28 protein-coding genes are annotated in these 20,928 nt (G+C 31.8%); 27 read left to right on the forward strand and 1 reads right to left on the reverse strand.

Annotation, left to right across the window (positions count from 1 at the left end; all coding sequences use genetic code 11):
• Positions 1-54: 54 nt before the first annotated feature.
• Positions 55-351, reverse strand: coding sequence for a hypothetical protein (locus tag ACYU7A_RS00005; protein WP_460573204.1), 297 nt, complete (start codon positions 349-351; stop codon positions 55-57).
• Positions 352-451: 100 nt separating this feature from the next.
• Between ACYU7A_RS00005 and ACYU7A_RS00010 the strand changes: the two genes are divergently transcribed.
• The 27 genes from ACYU7A_RS00010 to ACYU7A_RS00140 all read left to right on the forward strand — a co-directional run bounded on the left by ACYU7A_RS00010 (position 452) and on the right by ACYU7A_RS00140 (position 20,895).
• Positions 452-727 (forward strand): hypothetical protein, encoded by a 276-nt coding sequence (locus tag ACYU7A_RS00010; protein WP_460573206.1) that lies wholly within the window; start codon positions 452-454, stop codon positions 725-727.
• Positions 728-738: 11 nt separating this feature from the next.
• On the forward strand, positions 739-1,299 hold the full coding sequence (locus ACYU7A_RS00015) for a helix-turn-helix transcriptional regulator (protein WP_460573208.1): 561 nt from the start codon (positions 739-741) through the stop codon (positions 1,297-1,299).
• Position 1,300: 1 nt separating this feature from the next.
• A complete protein-coding gene (locus ACYU7A_RS00020; protein ID WP_460573210.1) occupies positions 1,301-1,555 on the forward strand; it encodes a hypothetical protein in 255 nt (84 codons plus the stop codon).
• Positions 1,556-1,657: 102 nt separating this feature from the next.
• Entirely contained in the window at positions 1,658-1,834 is a 177-nt protein-coding gene (locus ACYU7A_RS00025) for a hypothetical protein (protein WP_460573212.1), read from the forward strand.
• Positions 1,834-2,019 (forward strand): hypothetical protein, encoded by a 186-nt coding sequence (locus ACYU7A_RS00030; RefSeq protein WP_460573214.1) that lies wholly within the window; start codon positions 1,834-1,836, stop codon positions 2,017-2,019. The genes ACYU7A_RS00025 and ACYU7A_RS00030 overlap by 1 nt, the downstream gene beginning before the upstream one ends.
• Position 2,020: 1 nt before the next feature.
• A complete protein-coding gene (locus ACYU7A_RS00035) occupies positions 2,021-4,891 on the forward strand; it encodes a primase-helicase family protein (RefSeq protein ID WP_460573216.1) in 2,871 nt (956 codons plus the stop codon).
• Between the two features lie 179 nt (positions 4,892-5,070).
• Positions 5,071-5,592, forward strand: a complete 522-nt coding sequence (locus tag ACYU7A_RS00040; protein ID WP_460573218.1) for a hypothetical protein — start codon at positions 5,071-5,073, stop codon at positions 5,590-5,592.
• 25 nt (positions 5,593-5,617) lie between these two features.
• Complete coding sequence (locus ACYU7A_RS00045; protein ID WP_460573220.1) at positions 5,618-5,923, forward strand: hypothetical protein; 306 nt, start codon at positions 5,618-5,620, stop codon at positions 5,921-5,923.
• Between the two features lie 25 nt (positions 5,924-5,948).
• Positions 5,949-6,218, forward strand: coding sequence for a hypothetical protein (locus ACYU7A_RS00050; RefSeq protein ID WP_460573222.1), 270 nt, complete (start codon positions 5,949-5,951; stop codon positions 6,216-6,218).
• 3 nt (positions 6,219-6,221) lie between these two features.
• Positions 6,222-6,479, forward strand: a complete 258-nt coding sequence (locus ACYU7A_RS00055) for a hypothetical protein (RefSeq protein WP_460573224.1) — start codon at positions 6,222-6,224, stop codon at positions 6,477-6,479.
• Complete coding sequence (locus tag ACYU7A_RS00060) at positions 6,476-7,213, forward strand: ASCH domain-containing protein (protein ID WP_460573226.1); 738 nt, start codon at positions 6,476-6,478, stop codon at positions 7,211-7,213. Before ACYU7A_RS00055 ends, ACYU7A_RS00060 begins: the two co-directional genes overlap by 4 nt.
• A 1-nt stretch (position 7,214) precedes the next feature.
• Entirely contained in the window at positions 7,215-8,717 is a 1,503-nt protein-coding gene (locus ACYU7A_RS00065; RefSeq protein ID WP_460573228.1) for a DNA cytosine methyltransferase, read from the forward strand.
• A gap of 211 nt (positions 8,718-8,928) precedes the next feature.
• Positions 8,929-9,231: a hypothetical protein gene (locus ACYU7A_RS00070; RefSeq protein ID WP_460573230.1), complete on the forward strand. Its 303-nt coding sequence runs from the start codon at positions 8,929-8,931 to the stop codon at positions 9,229-9,231.
• 42 nt (positions 9,232-9,273) lie between these two features.
• A complete protein-coding gene (locus ACYU7A_RS00075) occupies positions 9,274-9,552 on the forward strand; it encodes a DUF3127 domain-containing protein (protein ID WP_460573232.1) in 279 nt (92 codons plus the stop codon).
• A 204-nt stretch (positions 9,553-9,756) separates the two neighbouring features.
• A complete protein-coding gene (locus ACYU7A_RS00080; RefSeq protein WP_460573234.1) occupies positions 9,757-10,020 on the forward strand; it encodes a hypothetical protein in 264 nt (87 codons plus the stop codon).
• Between the two features lie 99 nt (positions 10,021-10,119).
• Positions 10,120-10,554 (forward strand): hypothetical protein, encoded by a 435-nt coding sequence (locus ACYU7A_RS00085; protein ID WP_460573236.1) that lies wholly within the window; start codon positions 10,120-10,122, stop codon positions 10,552-10,554.
• 989 nt (positions 10,555-11,543) lie between these two features.
• Positions 11,544-12,038 (forward strand): hypothetical protein, encoded by a 495-nt coding sequence (locus ACYU7A_RS00090; RefSeq protein ID WP_460573238.1) that lies wholly within the window; start codon positions 11,544-11,546, stop codon positions 12,036-12,038.
• 4 nt (positions 12,039-12,042) lie between these two features.
• Positions 12,043-13,251 carry a hypothetical protein gene (locus ACYU7A_RS00095; RefSeq protein WP_460573240.1) on the forward strand — a complete coding sequence of 403 codons (1,209 nt, stop codon included), beginning with the start codon at positions 12,043-12,045 and terminating at the stop codon, positions 13,249-13,251.
• Positions 13,252-13,253: 2 nt separating this feature from the next.
• Positions 13,254-14,012 carry a hypothetical protein gene (locus ACYU7A_RS00100; RefSeq protein ID WP_460573242.1) on the forward strand — a complete coding sequence of 253 codons (759 nt, stop codon included), beginning with the start codon at positions 13,254-13,256 and terminating at the stop codon, positions 14,010-14,012.
• A 4-nt stretch (positions 14,013-14,016) separates the two neighbouring features.
• Positions 14,017-14,406, forward strand: a complete 390-nt coding sequence (locus ACYU7A_RS00105; RefSeq protein ID WP_460573244.1) for a hypothetical protein — start codon at positions 14,017-14,019, stop codon at positions 14,404-14,406.
• Positions 14,407-14,821: 415 nt separating this feature from the next.
• Positions 14,822-15,370, forward strand: a complete 549-nt coding sequence (locus ACYU7A_RS00110; RefSeq protein ID WP_460573246.1) for a hypothetical protein — start codon at positions 14,822-14,824, stop codon at positions 15,368-15,370.
• A gap of 62 nt (positions 15,371-15,432) precedes the next feature.
• On the forward strand, positions 15,433-15,645 hold the full coding sequence (locus ACYU7A_RS00115) for a hypothetical protein (RefSeq protein WP_460573248.1): 213 nt from the start codon (positions 15,433-15,435) through the stop codon (positions 15,643-15,645).
• A gap of 167 nt (positions 15,646-15,812) precedes the next feature.
• Positions 15,813-16,397 (forward strand): glycoside hydrolase family 19 protein, encoded by a 585-nt coding sequence (locus ACYU7A_RS00120; protein WP_460573250.1) that lies wholly within the window; start codon positions 15,813-15,815, stop codon positions 16,395-16,397.
• A gap of 3 nt (positions 16,398-16,400) precedes the next feature.
• Complete coding sequence (locus tag ACYU7A_RS00125; RefSeq protein ID WP_460573254.1) at positions 16,401-17,006, forward strand: hypothetical protein; 606 nt, start codon at positions 16,401-16,403, stop codon at positions 17,004-17,006.
• Entirely contained in the window at positions 16,993-17,886 is an 894-nt protein-coding gene (locus ACYU7A_RS00130) for a S49 family peptidase (protein WP_460573256.1), read from the forward strand. Before ACYU7A_RS00125 ends, ACYU7A_RS00130 begins: the two co-directional genes overlap by 14 nt.
• Positions 17,887-17,904: 18 nt before the next feature.
• A complete protein-coding gene (locus ACYU7A_RS00135) occupies positions 17,905-20,064 on the forward strand; it encodes a hypothetical protein (RefSeq protein ID WP_460573258.1) in 2,160 nt (719 codons plus the stop codon).
• A 12-nt stretch (positions 20,065-20,076) separates the two neighbouring features.
• A complete protein-coding gene (locus ACYU7A_RS00140; protein WP_460573260.1) occupies positions 20,077-20,895 on the forward strand; it encodes a hypothetical protein in 819 nt (272 codons plus the stop codon).
• The last annotated feature ends 33 nt before the right edge of the window (positions 20,896-20,928 follow it).

The following is a 20,928-nucleotide window of genomic DNA, read 5'->3' on the forward strand; positions in this document are numbered from 1 at the left end:
TTGTGATCCCAGAAGGATTGCAAACACCTTTGACATTCAATAAGTTAATAGTTTTTAGTGCTGTTTTAGTGTCAATTCTTCTCTTAAATCGAGTAAAATTGCCATTGCTTTATTTAGCTTTTGCAATGGTTCTTCTTTAAAGTCTTCCTCAGAATCTCTAATCAACCAAATTAAATCAACATTGATTTTTGGTGTGTTCACAAATGCTTTGATCATATCGCCAGACAATCGCTCTATGTTCACATTCTTGTTAAATAATGTATAAGGAAAGTTTATAGCTTCAGCTAGCTCTTTCTGTCCTTTTAGCCCATTATCACTACATATTTTCTCTATTTTTTCTTTTAACTTCATTTAGAAACGTTCTAAATTAATACTTAAATCATATTTTTGTATGATTTTATTTGTTTACAATCATACTTATTTACTATTTTCGTGATGTAAATAATAACACATGACAAATATAACAGAAAAAACCGAAAAAACAGATGTGCAAATGCACATCGATAAAGCTTACGAACTTATCAAAGATAAGCTTCCAAGAAATTACGTTGAAAAAGTCTATGCTATTATTAAAAATGACAAGACTCTAACCGACGGAATTATTCGAAATACTAAAAATAGAGTTCATGAATATCCTTATTCAAGAATAAACGTTTTGAACGCCCTTGTTCAAATATCAAAGGAATATGCTTCCGAATTAAAAGAGTTACAAGATCTAACCAAATAAAAAAAATCGCCATGTACACTTCAAGTAATTTATTGCCAGGAATGGTAGACGAAAATGTGGAAATTTTCGTAGAAAAAAATGATGTAAAAGTTTTAATGAACGGAAAGGTTATTCCTTTTGATCAATTGCCTTTTGCAACAAAAGCTTTGCTAAAAGAAGAAATGTATAAAGATAATGATGTACTAATTTCATTATTCGATATGCATCCTACTTCAGAAATGAAAAGAATCGAACAATTTGCAAAATGCAGATTAGGAGGTTTAGACTTTGCTCCAGATATTGAAAACGGAACATTGCAAGATGGAGAGTTTTGGGATTGTCCTAATCGTGGAACTTGTCCGCATGAAGGTATTCTTTGCAAGCTTCCAATTATAAATGGAAAGCGCCTAGAAAAAAAAGAAGTACAAATTCTTCAATTGACTTCAACAGAAATGACAAACGATGTTATTGCCGAAACGCTTGATGTATCGCTAGGTTTATTACATAAGCTAAAAAAGAATTTGTATGCAGCTCTTCGCATTCAGACCAAACAAGAAGGAACTCTTTTAGCTAAATTTTTTAATATCATATAAGATGGATTTACAAGAAAAATATAATGTAGTCATGGCTTCTAAAGGTGAGGAAATGATGAAGATGTTAGCGAATCTAACACCTATAGAACAAAAATATATAAATGCAAAAATGATAGTTCCCTACTTAGAATCTGAATTAAAAAATTTAGATGAGAATCATCCTTGGAGAAATGCATTATACATAAAACAACAGATTCACGATTGGAAAGAAATTATTAAACAATTAGAATCTCAACAGCATTTAGCCCAGTGCTAGATAAAACGTTCTTACCCTTTTTTCGTGTGCTTACACGACTATTTTAAAACTTGAAAGCCACAACATTGTGAGCGTTGTGGCTTTCTTTAAAAAGAAAAGCTTATGACAAACTTAATGATTTTCGAAAAAGATGAAGTAAAAAAAGTAATTCCAATTTCATCAGTATATGAAGCTCGTGATTTTGTAAAAGAGCGTAAAAAAGAATTGTCAGATGAAGTATTTGTTTACTCCACTATAAATGACCAAACCAAAATTGAAAACACTATAAACATACGATAATGACACCAATAGAATTAAACAACAGAATTATACAGGTAGAAGCTTCCATTGAGCAAATGAAAGATTCTGAATTATTCAACGATATGGAAAAGCGTGATTCATTATCAAAGCTTAACAAAGAAATGGAGGATTTACTACTGTTAAAATCCAAAAATATTGAAGTGAAATCAGAAGAAATTTTATAATATGAGTTACGTTAAAGATACCGATATACTTGATGCTTCTAATGGCGGACTCGAAATTATATTATCTTATTATCCAAATGCTGCTAAAGTATTTCATAAAGCGGCCAAAAGTTTTAAGATTAGAGAATCCGAAAAAACGGCTTCTGCCTCATTAAAACAATTGCCTTCAGGTGTTTGGTTGGTTACTGACTTTGGAGGAGATCAAACGCCTAGAAATGCGATACAGGTTTGTATGCTTGAGGAAGGAATCACATACGCAAAAGCTTGTGAATTACTTGGTGCTAGATATCACATTGAAGGTGCAAAAATGCAGGTTTTTATGCCGATAATTGAAAAGCGAGCTTTAAAATCTACAGAAAACAAAGGAGATTATTTTTTTGAATTCTACAATAATTTCACTCATGATGATTTGGCTATTCTTGGTAAGAGAGTAAATGAAATTCATTGCAAAGAAATCAATCTAAAAAAATGTAAAAGTTTTACTTATTGCAAAGAAAATGAAGCAATAGTCACAACTGCTACAGAAGAATATCCAATTTTTGTTTTTGACTTTGGAACGTGGCAAAAAATATACCAGCCTCAATCATTCGAAAAACAATTTCGTTTTAGATATGCCGGAAAGAAACCTACTAGATTTATGTGGGGACTTGAAGCAATTGAAAAAGAATTCAAAAAACGCAAGAAAAAACAAGAGGAAGACCAATACGAGGACTATGATGAAGATGAAGAATCAAAAAAGAAAAAGGGTAAAAAATACGATCCTAGACTTGATAGAATTTTTATTGCTAGTGGTGGTTCTGATGGTTTAAATTTAAGAAGCTTTGAACAATACGCTGTATGGTTCAATTCTGAGTCAGAGCATTTGAATTTTGACGAGTATAAATTACTTAAGCAATATGCAAAGGAAATTATTTACCTAGCAGATTTAGATAAAACTGGAGTTAAGCAAGCGCTTGAAACTGGATTGAAATATTTAGATATCAAGCTGCTTTGGTTGCCAAACAAATTAAAAGAGTTCAAAGATAAACGTGGAAACCCATGCAAGGATTTTAAAGATTATGTAGAGAAATTTTATACTGAAGACAATAATTCATTTATTACTGGATTCAATAAACTTATAGCGAACTCTTTGCCTTTACAATTTTGGACTGAATATGTTGGTCAAAATGGAAAAGTAAATTACAATTTGTCAAATACCAGGTTATATCATTTTCTTTCAATGCTAGGTTTTGGGAGATATGAAACTGAGACTACGAAAGAAGGTTACTTTTTCATTAAAAAAGAAGGTTCTATTATCAGAATATTAGAACCGTATCAGATTGAAAATTTTGTACATGAGTTCCTTGAGCATCGTGGAATGAATCCAGACCTGAGAGATTATATTTATAAATCGCCTCAACTAGGTGAACGTAGTTTGTCAAAATTGCCAAATCTTAAAATTGATTTCACTGACGCAGATAGAGAAACTCAATATTTATTCTTCAGTAAAAAAGTTTGGAAAATAACCGGAACTGAAATTACGGAATATAAACAAGGTGAAGTCGATAAGTTTGTTTGGGAAGATAAAATTATAGATTTTCCAATTAGAAAAGAGGATCCATATTTTGAAGTTAAAAAAGACCAAGATGGTGAGCTTGATATCATAATCAACAAAAACGATTGTTGGTTTATGAACTACTTGATTAATACAAGTCGTGTTCACTGGAAAGAAGAGTTAGAAGAAAAATTTGAAGGCAAACCTCAAAAAGAAGCTGACGAATATTTCAAGGAAAACAAATTCAACATTGCTGGTCCTAATTTAGATAAAGATAAAATCTACGAACAAAAACTTCATTTGATAAATAAGTTTTTCTCAATAGGATATCTTCTTCATAAATATAAAAATTACGGAAAGCCTTGGGCGGTTTTTGCTATGGATAACAAAGTTTCTGACCTTGGTGAATCTCATGGAGGTTCTGGTAAGTCAATTTGTTATGGACCAGGAATTCAACCAATTTTAAAAAGAAGAGTTTATCTAAAAGGTAGAGATCCTAAACTGACTCAAAATGATTTCATTTATCACGAAGTTTCAGAAGATACCGATTACATTTTAATTGATGATGCTACGCAATATCTAAACTTTGATTTCTTCTTTTCTGAAATTACTGGTTCGTTGAAAGTAAATCCTAAGAATGGTTCGCCATTTGAAATTCCTTTCGAAAAATCACCAAAATTTGTTTTTACTTCAAATTTTGCTCTTAGAAATGTAGATCCATCTACAGCTCGTAGATTATTGATTACGGTTTTCTCTGATTACTATCATGGTTCCAACGAGGAAGAATACAAACAAGTGAGAAAAGTGTCAGATGATTTTGATGGAAATAACCTTTTTACAGATTTCAATGAAAGCCAGTGGAATATGTACTACAATTTTTGTGCTCAATGCATTCAATTGTATTTAGGTACTGAAGAAAAACTAAATCCACCAATGGATAATGTAACCAAAAGAACATTACAAGCTGAAATGGGAGACGCATTTATGGGATGGGCTGATGGTTTCTTCGGAACTACTCACGATGTTGGAGGTGTATTAGTTTTAAAATACATCAACAACGAATTTTCTAAAGAATCGGCTTTCGACGAATTTGTAAAAGCTACTAAGCAAACCAAATGGACTCCAGCTAAATTCAAAAAAGCTGTTGCAGCATATTGTAAATGGAATAATTGGATTTTAAATCCAAAAGAAATGCACAATTCCGGAAATAGAATTATTAAGACTATCGATGGCAAAAGTCAGGAAGTACTTTTTATCTCGAATACAAAGCAAGAATCATTAACCAATGTTGAGAAAATCATTACTGATGTAAATGCTGATTTTTTTGACGAAGAATAAAATATTATGTACAGCAAATTTGAAATACTAATCATTTTTAATTCAATCAATTCAGCCGAAGAGTTTGAATTTGTATGTAACAAGTTTCAATGGATGGTAAACAATGGATTTCAAGAAAGAACAGACTTTTTACATCAAACCGCACTAAAATATTTTAACAAATTTTACAACGCTTAGTTATGGAATTACCAATCTACATTAGCACGAGAGCTACTCTAGTAAATGCTTACTGGAGTGACTTAAAAAATTCGGAAGGTATTTTTAACTTCAATAGTATATTTTTTCTGAAAGATGAAATTACTAAAGAATTTTATTCAACATACAAGCTCCATGATAACGATTGGATTTACAAACCTGACTTCGCGAAATCATCAGAAAAATATTTTGAAGAGGAAGTAAATTACCTGGTTAACAAAAGATTGATTTACAAACTTTCTACCAATAACAATAACAAGGATTTTGAATTTAGGCTTTATCTAAAACGTGCCGATTTAGATAGTATTTTCTTCTGTCCTCAGCATATAAGATTCAACAGAATCTATTATGTAGTCGATAAGAAATCGGGTTCTATTATTGGTCCAGAATACACAAATTTTGAAACTGACATTGAAAAATTTAAGGAACTAATTGAAAACGGATTTATCTACGTTCCTACCAAGAAACAAACCTTTGAGCCTTTCCGTTTGGCCAAAGCTTCTTAAGAGTATAATTTTAAAAACAATAGCCATGCACACACATTATTATGTTCATCGTTCCCATGGAACCCAGTCGATGAATAAACTACAAAAAGAGATTAGCGAATTTCTGCGTTCGCTAGATGGAAAATTAATTGATGCTGTAGATCTGCAAGAGTTTCAAAAAATCGTTATTGAAACCATCGAAGCATTAAATAAAAAATATCCTCGATGCAAACCTTTTAAGGTTTCCTTTGACAATGTTTTGTCAGATAAATCTATAAGGCTATCTGGATATTATCACGAAAATGTTTATCTGTACAAAGCCACATTAACACATTTATCAACTATAAAATAGAAATCACTATCAAACAATTAATATTATGGCAATAATTAAAACATATCAAATAGCAAAGTGCACCAAAACTGGAAAAGGTGATAATCAAATAAATTTTATTACTGGTCATGAAAAAGTTTCAGAAACTGTTTTCTATGAATTACTTGATGCAAAAATTAAAGAACTATTAGGTGAAAAAAGAATGGATCTATATGATGATGTCATTTCAAATGTAAACGACGCATTAGATTGTAAAAACCCAGTTACAATTTTAGACAGAACCTTTGAGGTAAAATTTAAAAGAACAAAAGATTAAGCTATGAAAAATAAAATTTTCCTTGAGACAATCACTCAATACATTGGTGAAACCATTACAGATGTTTCACAAGTTGGACCGTTTGAGACTGATGGACCAGAACTTGAAAGAATCTGTGAAGATTATTACACAGCTAAACTAGAGCAATCCGGACTGAGACATTTTTACAATGGTAAAAAATACGAATACATAGCTCTAGGATTTGCAATAGCAGCTATTCTAATGACAATATTGTTTTATTTTTTAATTCAAGCGCTATGAGAATGATACCAATTTTGTATAGCACTCCAATGGTTCTAGCTATACAGGCAAATAGAAAAACAAAAACTCGTAGAACTAAAGGATTAGAGTTTATAAATAAAGAACCAAATATTTACAATAGAAACAACGATCCAATTAAACATAGAAATAGAATTTGGGATTCATCAATTGAGGAAAATCCAAATCCTCTAAAAACATTTCATGGTTTTAGAAATTCAATTTCATCAGAAGTTGAATATGTAGAATGTCCTTATGGTCAAGTTGGAGATATTCTTTGGGTTCGTGAAAACTTTTATACAGCTTCAAATTGGGACCATTGGAAACCTAGTGGTTTACAATTGGTAAATGCTGAAGTTTTCTATCAAGCAGATATTCCAAACTATGATATTTCAAGACCTTTAAGTAGAGGAAAAATCAGACCAAATATTTTCCTGCCATTTTATTACGCTAGAATATTTTTAAAGATAAAATCAGTTACAGTTGAGCGTCTTCAAGATATTACTGAAGCTGATGCAATTGCTGAAGGTATAGAACAAGTTGGAGTTAATATGATGGATCGTCCATTATATAAAATTTATAATAATAATCATCCAGATAGAGATGGTATTATTTATCCAAGATGGAGCTTTTGTACTTTATGGGAATCAATAAATGGTATAGATTCCTGGAAACTAAATCCATGGGTTTGGGTAATCGAGTTTGAAAAAGTAGAAAAACCAGAAAATTTTAATTAAGATGAAAAACAAAATAATTTATTGGATTGATTTATTTGCCGGAGCTGGAGGAACTTCCACAGGAATCCATCTATCATCAGAAAATACAAAAGTATTAGCATGTGTTAACCATGATAAAAATGCAATATTATCTCATCAGTTAAATCATCCAGACGCGGTGCATTTCACTGAGGATGTTAGAGATTTTAATGTAGTTGTAAAACTTAAGCAATTGGTTGATGATTTACGATTAAGTGAACCAAATTGTGTTATAAACATATGGGCTTCTTTAGAATGTACAAATTTTTCTAATGCAAAAGGAGGTCAACCAAGGGATGCAGATAGCCGTTCTTTAGCAGAACATATGTATATGTACATTGAAAATATTAAACCTGATTTTTTTATAGTAGAAAATGTTCGAGAGTTTATGAGTTGGGGACCACTATGTGAAAATAAAAAGCCAATTTCTAAAGATTCAGGTATTTATTTTACTAATTGGATGAATACTATTGAGGCATATGGTTACAAGTCTGAAAAAAGAATTTTAAATGCTGCCGATTTTGGAGCTTGTCAATCTAGAAAAAGGCTTTTTATTCAATTTAGCTCTAAAGCATATAAAATTAATTGGCCAGAACAAACTCATTCTAAAATACCAGGTGAAAACGATTTAAAAAAATGGAATCCAGTTAAGAACGTATTGCAATTGAATATAGAAGGGAATAGTATTTTTACTAGAAAGAAACCATTGTCTCCAAAAACGATTAAAAGAATTCTTGCAGGTTGCAATAAATTCATTGCAACTGGAGAAAAAGGTTTTACGAAGCAATACAATTCAGGAAATGATGATCAAAGAGTAAAATCATTTGATGAACCAATAGGAACAGTTACTACAAATAATCGTTTTGCAGTTGTTCAAACTCACACTCATTTGAATACATATTATAATAATAGTGGTTTACATTCAATAGAGCTTCCCTCTCCTACTATAACTACAAATGATAGAGTTGCAAAAGTTGATATCGCATTTATAGATCAGCAATATGGAAATAGTAATCCGGCATCTGTAGAAAATCCGATAGGAAGTTTGACTACAGTTCCTAAGTTCAATATTATAAAAGCAAAACATTTCATTTTAAATCCGTCTTGGTTTGGTAATAATGGTAGTATTAATGAACCAAGTTATACAATTGTAGCGCGTCAAGACAAAGCTCCATTGTATTTAATATCTACAGAAAATGGAAAATTGATAGTTCCAATTTATGACGAAGATTGTGCAGCAACAATTGAGTTAAAAAAATTCATGCTTCAATATCATATTTCCGATATTAAAATGAGAATGTTGAATATTCCTGAATTAAAACAAATTCAAGGTTTTCCAATAGATTACAAGCTTGTAGGTACTCAGAAAGAGCAAAAAAAATATATTGGAAATGCTGTAGAAGTTCATCAAGCTAAAGCATTGATATCAGCTAATACATTTATAATTCTTAGCAATGAAGACTTTACAGAAAGAGAATCAGCTTGAATTATTTCAGTTTCCTAAATGCTCCGTTTGTGGCAAAGAAATGGGGAGCCATCCAAAAAATATTCACTTAGCGAATGGTTTTTTTGACCATGACACAAAAGAGAATGTTCATTGGAGCTGTAGAGACACACACTATCAAAACAAACAAAAAAAAGGATTAGGAGGTTTGTACAGCGAATTTCCGTTAATGATAAACTTATAAACTAAAATCATGAATAAAAAAACTCTCACAGAATTAGATAAAAATTTTATAAAAGAACATCGATTAGAAATTTCAATGGTTGACCTTTCTAATAAATTGAATGTTAGCTTTTATCAGGTCAAGAAGTATATGGAAGAAAACAATCTATTACTAACGCCTTCAGAAATCCAAAAAATTAGAAGTAAATCATTATCTAAAACATTTATCGAGAAACCACAAGTTAATGAAGTTTCGCCTCTTTCAAAAAAGCCAAACTTTAATCAAGATTTCTGGAACTCAGGTCTAAATCCTATTACTATGTATAGAAGTTAATTTATCTCATCATTAATAAATAACCATTAATAAATTAAAATTATGCCACAATTAGTCGGAAAAATTAAAAGAATCGAAGAGTTAAAGCAACCTTCAGAAACGTTCAAAGCTCAGGATGTAATTATCGAAACAGATGAGCAATTCACTCAAAAGGTATCAGTTCAGTTTGCACAGGATAAAGTAGAGCTGCTTAAAAACTTTGTACCAGGAGACAAAGTAAAAATCGAATACAACTTGAAAGGAAAAGAAGTTGTTAAACCAGAAAAGCCACCAATGGTATTCAATACTGTAAGCGGTTGGAAAATAGAAAAAGTAGTGTAGTTATGAAGATACCATTGGTGGATTTTAGCAGATTATTTAATCGAATAACGTTCGAGTGCTTGTGTTCAGTAGCGAAAATTTAAGACTGAACATTGCAAGTACAAAACTAGATTAAGGTTATCATAGTTTTTTCCGCAGGAAAAAACAACCAAAGCTATTGACACAAACACTTGTTAATAGCTGGTTTTTTAAAATTTAAAACGTATGAAAAAAATAATTTTAGTAGGATGTGATAGTGTGGGTTTAGGTTTAGCAATGCACTCAATTAGTTCAGTTGTTAAGCAACAAATCGAAGTTGCTATAATTGAAAATAAAAAGCAACTTGAAGAAATTAGAAATGTGGCTTTTGAACCAGAACCAATTATGATTTCAAATAATAGATTGGAATGGACTGAACCAAAAATTTACAATGATATTCCTCGAAATAAATTCTTTGATAAACCTAGAAACAATTTCAAGAAACGATAAACGTCTAGTTAGGTAAACTAGCTATTAACGTTGGGTTATTGTCGTCAGGTGGCGACAAACACAAAACAAAGTATTGATTAATCACTAAAAACAAAAGCAATGCAAAAACATTCAGAGAATACCGAAACCGACACTTGCGACAATAATGTGTTAGTAGCTGTTAAGTTAACGAAAAAAGTCTTAAATGAATTTATTAGCTGGACTACCACTAAGTATAATGATTATTTAGGTTATGGCACAAAAAAAGAAGCTGTTTTAACCGCTTATAATTCTTTATTGAAAGGTTATTATGTTCAGGCAAATGTTTATTCAAGAGATACTCAGTTTCACAAAAAAGGCGATGTTATTTTAAAAGAAAATCCCGAAGTCAAAATAGTAGAATTTCAATGCTCAGGTTCTTGTGGAGAAAATCAACGCCAAAGATTATGGAGAACAAAACAAGGTAGCGAACAATATGTAGTTGATTGCATTAATAAAACAATTACAGCTAAAAAATCAAATCGTGTTATGAAATTCGATTTGTCTATTCAATAGCTACTAACTTATAAATTGCCGCAATAAAAGTATTACTTATCTATGCCAAAGCCATTAATATATACCAAAGTCAAAGTAATAAAAATTACTGAAGTGCAGCACCAAACTTTACTCAAGCTCGACAGCTATAATGTAAATGTTGCTAGGTTCATTCGTGAAGCGATTGCCGAAAAAATTAAACGAGAATACTCGCAGTTAATTCCAAAAAAGAAAAAACAGCGTTGTCCATTCAAGCCACTTAAATAGTGGCTTTTTTTATTAATTTTACGCCATGATGTTATCCAATATAGATATAGTTATCAAAGGTGATTACGAATGGAGCTGGGAAGAGCAAGAGTACCAGGAACAGATCATTGATAACTTCAAATATAAATTTAGCAAATGGCTAGATAATTGCAACATCAGAACAACTACAGTTGTGGCTTTCAATATAAGCTACTTTCCGGAACACAGAAAGTTCCAAATTGATGCGATAAGTAACTACGAGAGTAAAATTATCTCTTTGATAAAAGAGGACCGCAAATTCAATTCTACGCATTTTCTTTAGAGGTATTACTGCATTATACTTCCTATTCCTTTTTATCTAAGCAAGTAGGTAGAAAAGCCGATTTTTTTGGCCGTTATTCCTCCCTACTCCCACCATTTAACAAAAGGCATTTAAAAATTGTAATTTTGTAATATATGGTGCGATGTGCTGTAATTCCTAAAGATTTTAATTACAAATTGATTGTAATTTTGTAATAAAAATTACAAAAAAAATGTAATTAAATAAGAGCGTACAAATTTCTAATTTCTTTATTCTTCCAAATTACAAAATTAAAAAACTCGTCAAGCCTTATAAATAAAGGCTTTAACTCAAAAATTACAGAATTACAAAAAAATAGTGACTTTTTTACATTTTTAGAATATTTACAACTACTTTTTATAATCATATTTTTATATGATTATAATAATACTTTTGTTATATTTGACTATTGAAATTTTTCGGTATGGTCTTGTTAGATAAAGTATTAAGTAATGTTCATGCTTGTAGTATTGAGTTGATGTTTGAAGTTGATGTTGTTCCTTCAAATATTACTGGATGGCAGCCTTTTTACAATTCATTTTTTGAAAATGCGACCTTCGAAAAAGCTTATGCTTCACTTTCTTCTATATTTTTTAGTGAGGAAAGTATTCTATCACCAGCTGGAACTTCCTACAAGCAAAAATTAACCTGGCGTTTTCCTGAGCATGATGGTAATAGATCAGAACGCATTGCTTTAATTCATCAAATCAAATTTGTGAAATTCAAATTTACATCTGGATTAGATTTAATCGTAGGTAGAAATGATGTGTTTCAAAACGCCAAACCAATAATAAAAGTTTCTTCAGACGGACAGCTTTGTGTCGTAGAAGTTGAAACGATGAGTATATCTCCAGCTGGTTTCACGCCAAATCCTAATGCATACGGATTGCCAACATTTATTCCACTAAGTTTATTATAAAGCTATGTCTGTAACAAATCCATTTCCGTTAAATATAACATTGAAAGTTGATTCACCTCAATTGCTTGCTTTTTTAGCTCAATTTGGAGAATCTAAATTCGCTTCAGCTAGCGACTTTAATAAAATTTTTCAAGCGCTAGATTACTTATACGAAAATATGGGTTCTGGCGGTTCTGCTTTATTTTTAGGTGACTTTGTTTCAGTTGAAGCTTTACAAGCTGAGCATCCTTCACCTGTAGCTGGTAACACTGCTAATATAATTGTTGAAGGTGGTTCTAACGATTTAGCTGTGTGGGACAATGACGATTCGCAATGGATTATTTATCCTGGTGCTGGTTATAGTTTTTCGATACCTACTTTTCAAGAAATAACTGAGCAAGGAGCTTCTTCAGATAAAGATGTTCAAGTAAACACACTTACTCAGCCATTCCAAGCCTCACTACTTGATGCTGTTGCAGGTTCTGTGAGATACATTACTCAGGACAATAAAGTTATTTTTTTATGGTCAACTGGTCAAAAAGTAGAATTATGGCTAGATGGTAGAATTGGTGATGGCACAAAAACTCTCGGTGTTCCAAGGATATCAGGTCAAGCAGCTATTAAAAAAACATTTGCTGTTTTAGGTTCTGGTACCTATGACATTTCACAAGACGATACTGATCGTATTTTGGTTTGCAATTTGCCTTTAGAGTTGATTTTTACATCAACATCACTAAGTTCTGGTCGTGAATTTGAAATTTATGTTCCGTCAACAAATTCAAGCGCTGTTACTTTAAATCCTTCAGGGGCTTCAGTAATAGGGTATTCATCTGGAATAATAACATTAAGTAAAGGATTTTATTATAGATTGTATCGTCAAGCAGGTAGTTTTCATTTAACTAAAGTACCTGAAGCTGCAACTTATATTCCAACGTCAACAGATTTAGCTTTAAAAGCAAATAATACTCTTTCATCAACTGGAGTTTCAATAACTTTTGACACTCCCAAAATTTACAACTTACCTAGTGCCCCTGCAACTGCAAATATAACCAATGATTTAACTGGTGCTAAAATAGGTGTAGTTCAAAAGATTTATCACAACAATTCATCTGCTCCTACTTTTCCGGGTGGATGGGTAAATATTGGTGGAACTTATACAAACTCCGTTTTAAATATAATTTTTGCTGAGTGGGTTGAAGGTTCTAGAGTTGAATACTGGATAGTAAAAGGATAGTTATGAGTAATTATAGAACTATATTAAATACGATGAATTCGATTACTCCAGAGTATCAAGCTTATTTGGATAGACTTACTTTTTTAGGTTTCTCACATCCTGATGAAGCTACTAAAATTAAACACAATAATGCTGTAAAATCATTAGTTGATAATGGTTTGTGGTCCAAAATTAGGAGTTTAAAATTCTTTTGGAATTCAAATATAAACGCAATTAGAGTAGACGTAAGAAATCCTTCATTATTTCAAGGAACTTTTAATGGCGTATATACTTTTACAGCAAATCAAGGAGTGCTTTTTAATAAGGCTGGGCTTGGATATTTTCATACAGGATTTATACCTTCCTCTAGTGGAGGTTCCTTATTTACATCAAGTAATGCTGGAGCATTTATTTATATAAGAACTGTACCTACTTCTAATACCGCTATTTATGGTAATGGAGTGTGGTATTTTTACCATATTGGATCTGATACTTCTATAAGATTAAATAGTTACAGTAACATTGCAACAAGCATTAATCTTTCTGGAATAGGTGTTAAAGCTGTTTATAGAGATAATACTACTTTAAATATTTATAATAACGCGGCAAAAAGTATACAAACAAAAAGCAGTGACGGACTTAACCCCAATCCGGTCTTCATTGCAAATCATGCGGGAACTTACACTCAGGTAGAAGTTGGAGGTATTCAAGTTTTATCTGCTTTTCTCACAGAAACAGAACACAACCTACTAGTATCAATTAATAATACATTAATCTCTTAAAATCATGATTAGAACAATTGAACCTGTAAGTTATAATCCAGTTGATTTGAACTTAAAAGAAATCGTTTATGCTAAAGTTGTTTCCGCATTAAGAAATGATGAAAACGAAACCTATACTTTGAACATTAAAGAATGGGTTGATATTCCATATGAGGAAAATGTCCCTAATGAGCAAGGAGAAATGACGATTCAACAATTCGTAAAAACAAAAGAAGTTAGAAGCTTACAAAAAGTTATGACTTTTGATGAAGCTGATTTATTGACAGGGTATTTAGATCAAAATTTTGAAATTCAAGAGAATGGTTCAAGAAGAAGAAAAAGATACACTGTTTTAGGTCATTTGGTTATCAATAATCAAGAAGGAGTTAGAAATGTAGCGTGGGAATTAGTATGATAAAAAATAGATTTTATAAAGACTTCACTCCTATCCAACTTAGTGTTGGTGATGTCCTTATGAAATCAGAAATGGTTGGATTGGATTATAAACATCCAATACGAACATTACATTTAGAAGCGTGGCAAAGCTTTGAGCGTGGTGAATGGTGCTATGATGGTGCAACCTTTGTAAAAGAAAGGTTTTCAAATAGTGTTTTCGAGCTCGCGTCATTTATTCACGATTGGCGCAATTCAATGGGCTATGTCGGTTTCTGGGTAGATAAAGAATTTATAGATATCATGATTTGCTTAAACTATCCATTTAACAAAATCTTAATTCGATATCTACTAATGCGGCTCACTTTTGTAAATGTGGTGCTGCACAAGATTAAAAAAAATTACAATCCAAATAAACCTTCTTTGATATACAGTTTATGAGTCAAGTTCTAGTAACTATTCGTCCTCACTTAATACCATTCTTCTTTGAGGAAATGGAAGGAACTTTAGCGAGTTATGAAGGTCAAAAAGTGAACATGATTAGACTATTACCATCCTCGTCATTGGCAAACTATCTGTATACTCAAATCAATTATGTAAAAAAGAACAGCAGGAACTTTCCTAATGATCAATTTCTTTTTTATCTAAGCATCCAGTACAAACAATTTTATATTTTATCTGGAACCGTTTATTTAGACCAAAAAGGAGAAAGGTCAGAACTAAAAATGGAATTGGATAAAGTGAGAGATTTGAATAATCTGTTAGAAGATATTTTTAGAACATCATTAGTGATGTTTGTAGATGGATGTCGAGCTGGTAGATTAGGCGTTTCTAAATCGGTTCTTTTGTTTATGGAAAAGTACAATCTTATTGAGTATGGTTTTGAAGTGCCTACTATGCGAAAAATGTACTATGAACAAAAGAAAAAAAAAGTACTAAATCGTTTCCAAAAACGTAGTACCAATCAAGTCATAGGTTTCTTTTAGTAAATTTTACATTCACAACTTATATGAAATTTTCACACGAATTTCGTTGAAAATTATTAGCAATGACGTTCTCAAGAAAAAACTACAACAAGAAAAAACCTTCATGGTTTTTAAAAGTGAAAAAAGCAATCACTTTACTTTCTGATGCAGCAACCATAATTCTTTTAGGAATTGGATATGCAGAAAATAGTTTGTTGATTTTGATTTTAAGAGTCGGAATCAGTGCTGTTCTTGAGAGTGTCCAACTTTTGATAAGCGATGAAACCAATGAATAATTTATTTCACTTATTAGATTTAAAGCTTTCTATAGCTGGATTAGCTTTTTTAGCAGTATCAGTTTCTAGTCTTGACGTATCATTAAAAATTTTAGGTTCTATACTGTTTATAGGGTTTAACATTCGTAGATGGTACATCATGGAAAAAAATCATAAACAAGGTAATCATGACAAAAATCAATAGACCACAATTCTATAAAAACTTCCGTAAGCAATTTGGAAAGCTTTCCCAATTACAAGTTGAAGGAATTGAAGCAATTTTTAACGAATGGGAAAGATTAAAGCTATCTGATTTAAGGTGGCTAGCTTATATTTTAGCTACAGCTTGGCATGAAACTGACAAAACCATGCAACCTATTGAAGAGTATGGAAAAGGGAAATCTAGACGCTATGGAAAGAAAATAAAACATTCAGGTGTTGCGTATGTTTTTCCAAATAAAATATTTTTTGGTCGTGGTCATGTAATGTTGACTTGGTTTGAAAATTATGAGTTAATGGGTAAACTTATAGGAGTTGATCTATTGAAAAATCCAGAGCTAGCATTGGTGATGGAAAATTCAATTAAAATTATGTTTGAAGGAATGCTTCGTGGAGCTTCCTCTTTTGGAGATTTTACAGGAAGATGTTTGGAGCAATATTTTAACGAAAAAAATAATGATCCAATTGGAGCTCGACGAATTATCAATGGAACTGATAAGGCCGAATTGATAAAAGGTCATCACGATAAATTTTTAATCTGTTTAACAACTTAAAATATGAAATTAAGTAAAATTATTACCGGTGCATTCCTAACTATTGTATTGATTTTTGTTTTTGCAATCGCTTTTAGTAGCTGTAGTTCTGTAAAAAAACAAAAGCAATCGGATAGTTTAAAAATTGAAAATACTGCTTCTGTAGATTCTAGCTCTCAAGCTGCTGTCAAAAAAGAAGAAACTAAAAAAGAGTCTGAAGAAAAAAAAGAAGAATCTACATCTGAAGGAACTGAGATTAATTTGAAGCCAGGCGATTCTTTAGAAGTTACCAACTACGATAAAGATGGTAAAAAAACAGGAAGCAAAAAATATAAAGGTTCTGGCAGTATTAAAGACTTTAAAGAATCTAAAAAAAAGCAAGAAACTAAAACAAGTGATGTTTCCAAAAAATCAGATTCTATTGGTAAAACTGATTTATCAAAGGCATCATCAGATAAAGTTTTAGCAGATAGCAATTCATTAGACGTAAATAAAAAAGGAGTTTCATTCATGAATCAACTTTTATGGCTTGCAATATTGATTTTACTAGTTGGCTTAGAGTTGCGATATGGTGCAATTTCAAAGCTTTTTATATATCTATTTAAAAGAAAAAAAGATGAAAGTAAATAATCTTATTACCGATTTATATAAAGGTCAATGGGCTATTTCTATCGATGCATCAGGTTATTTGTATAGAGTTGCAAATGATATTGTTGCAGGTAAAGAAATGAATTTAAATCTTAAAGCTAAGCAGCTAATAGATTTCTATGACGAAAATAGCGAACCTATAAAACCAAATGAAGACGGATTTTTAGAGGTTCCTGAAGGTTCTACAGCTGTTATTAATATGATAGGACCAATTATCACTTATGGTGATTATTGTACTTATGGAGCTGATGAAATCATTAAACAATTCGAGAAGTTAGACAGTAATCCAAATATAAAATCAATCATTGTTTTTATGGATGGTCCTGGAGGAGCTGTGTCCGCAATTTCTCCTTTCTTGAACTTTGGAGCTGCCAGAGATAAAAAGAAAGTTCTGGGAGTTGTTTATGAGCAAATGTGTTCAGCTCATCTTTATATAGCTTATGGCTTACAACCAGACTTTGTTTGGGCATCAAATAATATTACTGCTAATGCTGGTTCATTAGGTGTGATGGTTTCTTGGCTTGATGATAAGAAATGGTTGGAAATGCAAGGACTTGAAAAAGTTGCTGTATATCCAGATGAGAGTAAAGATAAAAATTTACCTCTTCGTCATGCGATTGATGGAAATTATGATTTGATTAAAACGGAAATGCTTTCTCCGTTAGCTTTAAGATTTCAAGAGGATATGATTCGCTTGAATCCTAATCTAAAAAGTAAAGTACCTGGTGTTTTAACTGGGAAAGTATTTTATGCTGATGATGCCATCGAAGTTGGTTTTGCCAATAGAGTTGGAACAATGTCTGAAGCTATGAAATACGTTCAAACTTTGAGTGAACTGAATCACTATAAACCTAATGTTTAATTTAAATTATTTAATCCTATGAAATGGAAATTCATGGCTAAAACAGTTAGCTTCTTAGTTGCCTTATTTGGCACAACAGAACTACCAGTAAATGCCGAAAACAGAACAATGGAATTAACGCCCGAACAGGAAGCCATGGCCAAAGCAGCTCTTGGTGAAAAATATGAGGATGTTAGAAACGCAATCAACGGTGAGTTGAAACAAATGGCTGAAAACGATTTTGACTTGAAAGCAATTCAAGATGAAATAGATGCAGCTAGACAGGAATTGGCTTTAAATACTGAAGCAAATGCTGATGGAGGAAAGCCTCAAGAAGAGCGTGGAAATACGCCTATTCATACACAAATTGCAGAATTACGTAAAGAGTATGATGCAAAATTTAAATTATTAGTTAACGAAGGTGTTGGCGATCAAGGTCAAGCTATTAACCAAAATGGTAAACAAATGAATCATTCTACAACACACCTATTTGGTATTTCAGAAGATTATAATGCTTTTGAAGGTAGACCATGGAATGCTAAAGCAGCTGGAGTTATTAAAGCTGGAGTTTCAAACTTTAATGATAAAGTAGATATTCCATTACTTCAAGGTGATATCGAGCACTTCGTTAGAAAAAATCCAACCGCAATTGAATCAATTTTTGATGATTTTATTGGTCTTCCAAAAGACTGGGGAATGCAGTCAGGAATTATCGATAGAGTTGTAAGCGGATTAATTGCTCCTTCAGAAATTACTCAAGGAGATAACGGCGGATGGAACCCTAAAGGTGAAGTTGTTATTGAAACTGAAGAAGGAAGAGTTTACGATAAAAAAATAGATATTACATTAACTGGAGAGAAACTTAAACAAATTGAAAAAAGCTGGTTAAGTTATATGAATACTGCTGATGGCTCACATCCTTGGAAAACAACATTTGTTGGATTCTTAATGGGTGAATACATCAAACAAGCTGTTCTTGATTCTCGTATTGCTCAAGTAAATGGTATCTATGTAAAAACTCCAAAAGAATTAACAGGTTTAAATGTTAACTCTCAAAATGGTTTAAGAGCATTATGGTACTACTACAGAGATATTGAGAAAAAATATAAAGCTTTTGATATTGGTGAACCGACAAAAGAAAACATTGTAGACTATGTTAAAACAATGATTGAAATGATTCCTTTACACAAAAGAAATCAGCAAGGTTGGGAAATTCAATTATCTAGTGATTTAATGTTATGGTATGCTGAACGTGCTGGAGATTTCTATCAATTGCAATATACAACAGACCAAGGGAAAACTAATTACATGGGTGCAACTCCATTGAATTATCCAAACTTTAAGTTTCAACCATTAGTTGACCAAACTGATACATTATTCATTGGTATTACTAAATCTAAAAACGTTGAAGTTTTATCTTATCGTGAAAACGAAAAAGGTGAGTTCACTGTAACTAGAGAAAAAAGAGATACTAACATGTTTGCTGATTTCAAAGAAGGAATTAGATTCATTCAAGTTGGTAGAAAATATACTGAAGGAGAGCCTAAAGAATTTGAATTCCAAATGCTATATTCTAACAGTGTGCCTATTTTCTCATCAGAAACTAGAATTCCATTGTTTGATCCAAAATCTACAACAATTTCATTCAAGTATCCGTACTTCTACCCTCATTTAGAAATTGTTCAAAATGATTATGGTCAAGACATCACAAATATTACAGGTGTTGTTGCTGGACAAATTGTTACAATTACTGGTTTAACTACTTTAAGCGCTGCTAGAAAAGTTAAAAACAATGCTAACTTAATTATTGGTGCTGACTTTGAATTAAATTCAGGAGGCACATTAACTTTAGTTGTTCAAGATGATTTGAAATTGAAAAAATTATATGCTACAAGTGGACCTGCAGCTCCAGCAGAAACTGATAAAGAATTCAACGGAACTTCTTTTGATAGTAAAGGTGGAAATGTATTTAGATTTACTGGTACTGCTAATACAACTTTGGCAAATATCTTGAATGGTGTTGATGGTAAACAAATTACTATCTATGGAAATGATACTGCAAACGTAGCTTTAACAGTTACAGATGTTGCTGGTGCAATTGAAGTTGTATCTAATGCAGTTCTTGGAGCTTCTACTGACTTTATAAAATTAACGCGAGTTAATGGAGTTTGGTACGAAACTAGTCGTTTAATCGCTTAATTTTAATATAAAATGGCAAAAGTAAATTTAGCAAAAGCAACAGGAGCAAGTTCTCCTGGTGCTGCTGCTCCAAAAAATGAAATAATCATTTTTGAAGCAGACGGAGTAATATTCCCTAACTCTGACCAAGGTGGGGTTTTAATTGAAGGAAGTTTTGTTTTACCTAGTGGAGATAAAATGGTTACCGTTTATTCTACTAAATCTAAAACAGAAGCTTCTATGGAAACTGAAGGAGATGAGGATTCAATGTCTTTCAAATCGATGGTTAAGTTACAGCATCCAGGTAACAGTAAAGCTGTTAAAGAATTTATTCAGTTTTGGACAGGTAAAAATGTTATTGTAATGCATAGAGCTTGTGGTGAAAGTCACTATGAAGTATGTGGAACGCCTTGTGCTCCATTACAATTAAAAGCAGCTAAGCAAGATAATAATGACGGTAGATTCTGGACTATGTCATTTGAACCTTTCGCAAAATCTGGATTTGTACCAAAAATCTATGAAGGAGCTGTAGTAATTGCAGAACCTCATGCGGTTGCAGATGTTGCAGCATTACCTTTATTAAAAGCAAATGGAGTTCAGTATCAATTACCATCATTAGCTGTTACAGATGTAATTGAAGTTGATGGAATTGATTTAGATCATGGAACTATCGTAACGCTTATTGGTGGTGGTGGCGCAGCTCCTGCTACTTTAGCAAACGCTGCTTCAGGTGATGTTACTGCTGTTTTAACTTCAGGAACTACTTGGGTAGGTTTATTGAACGCTGTTATCCAATTAAAAGTGTTTAAAGCTGGTGCTACAACTTATTTATTTGAATTATCTAGAGGATAGTTTTTTATATTTTGTTTGATTAGTTGGAAAACC

Source organism: Flavobacterium koreense, from assembly GCF_054776075.1.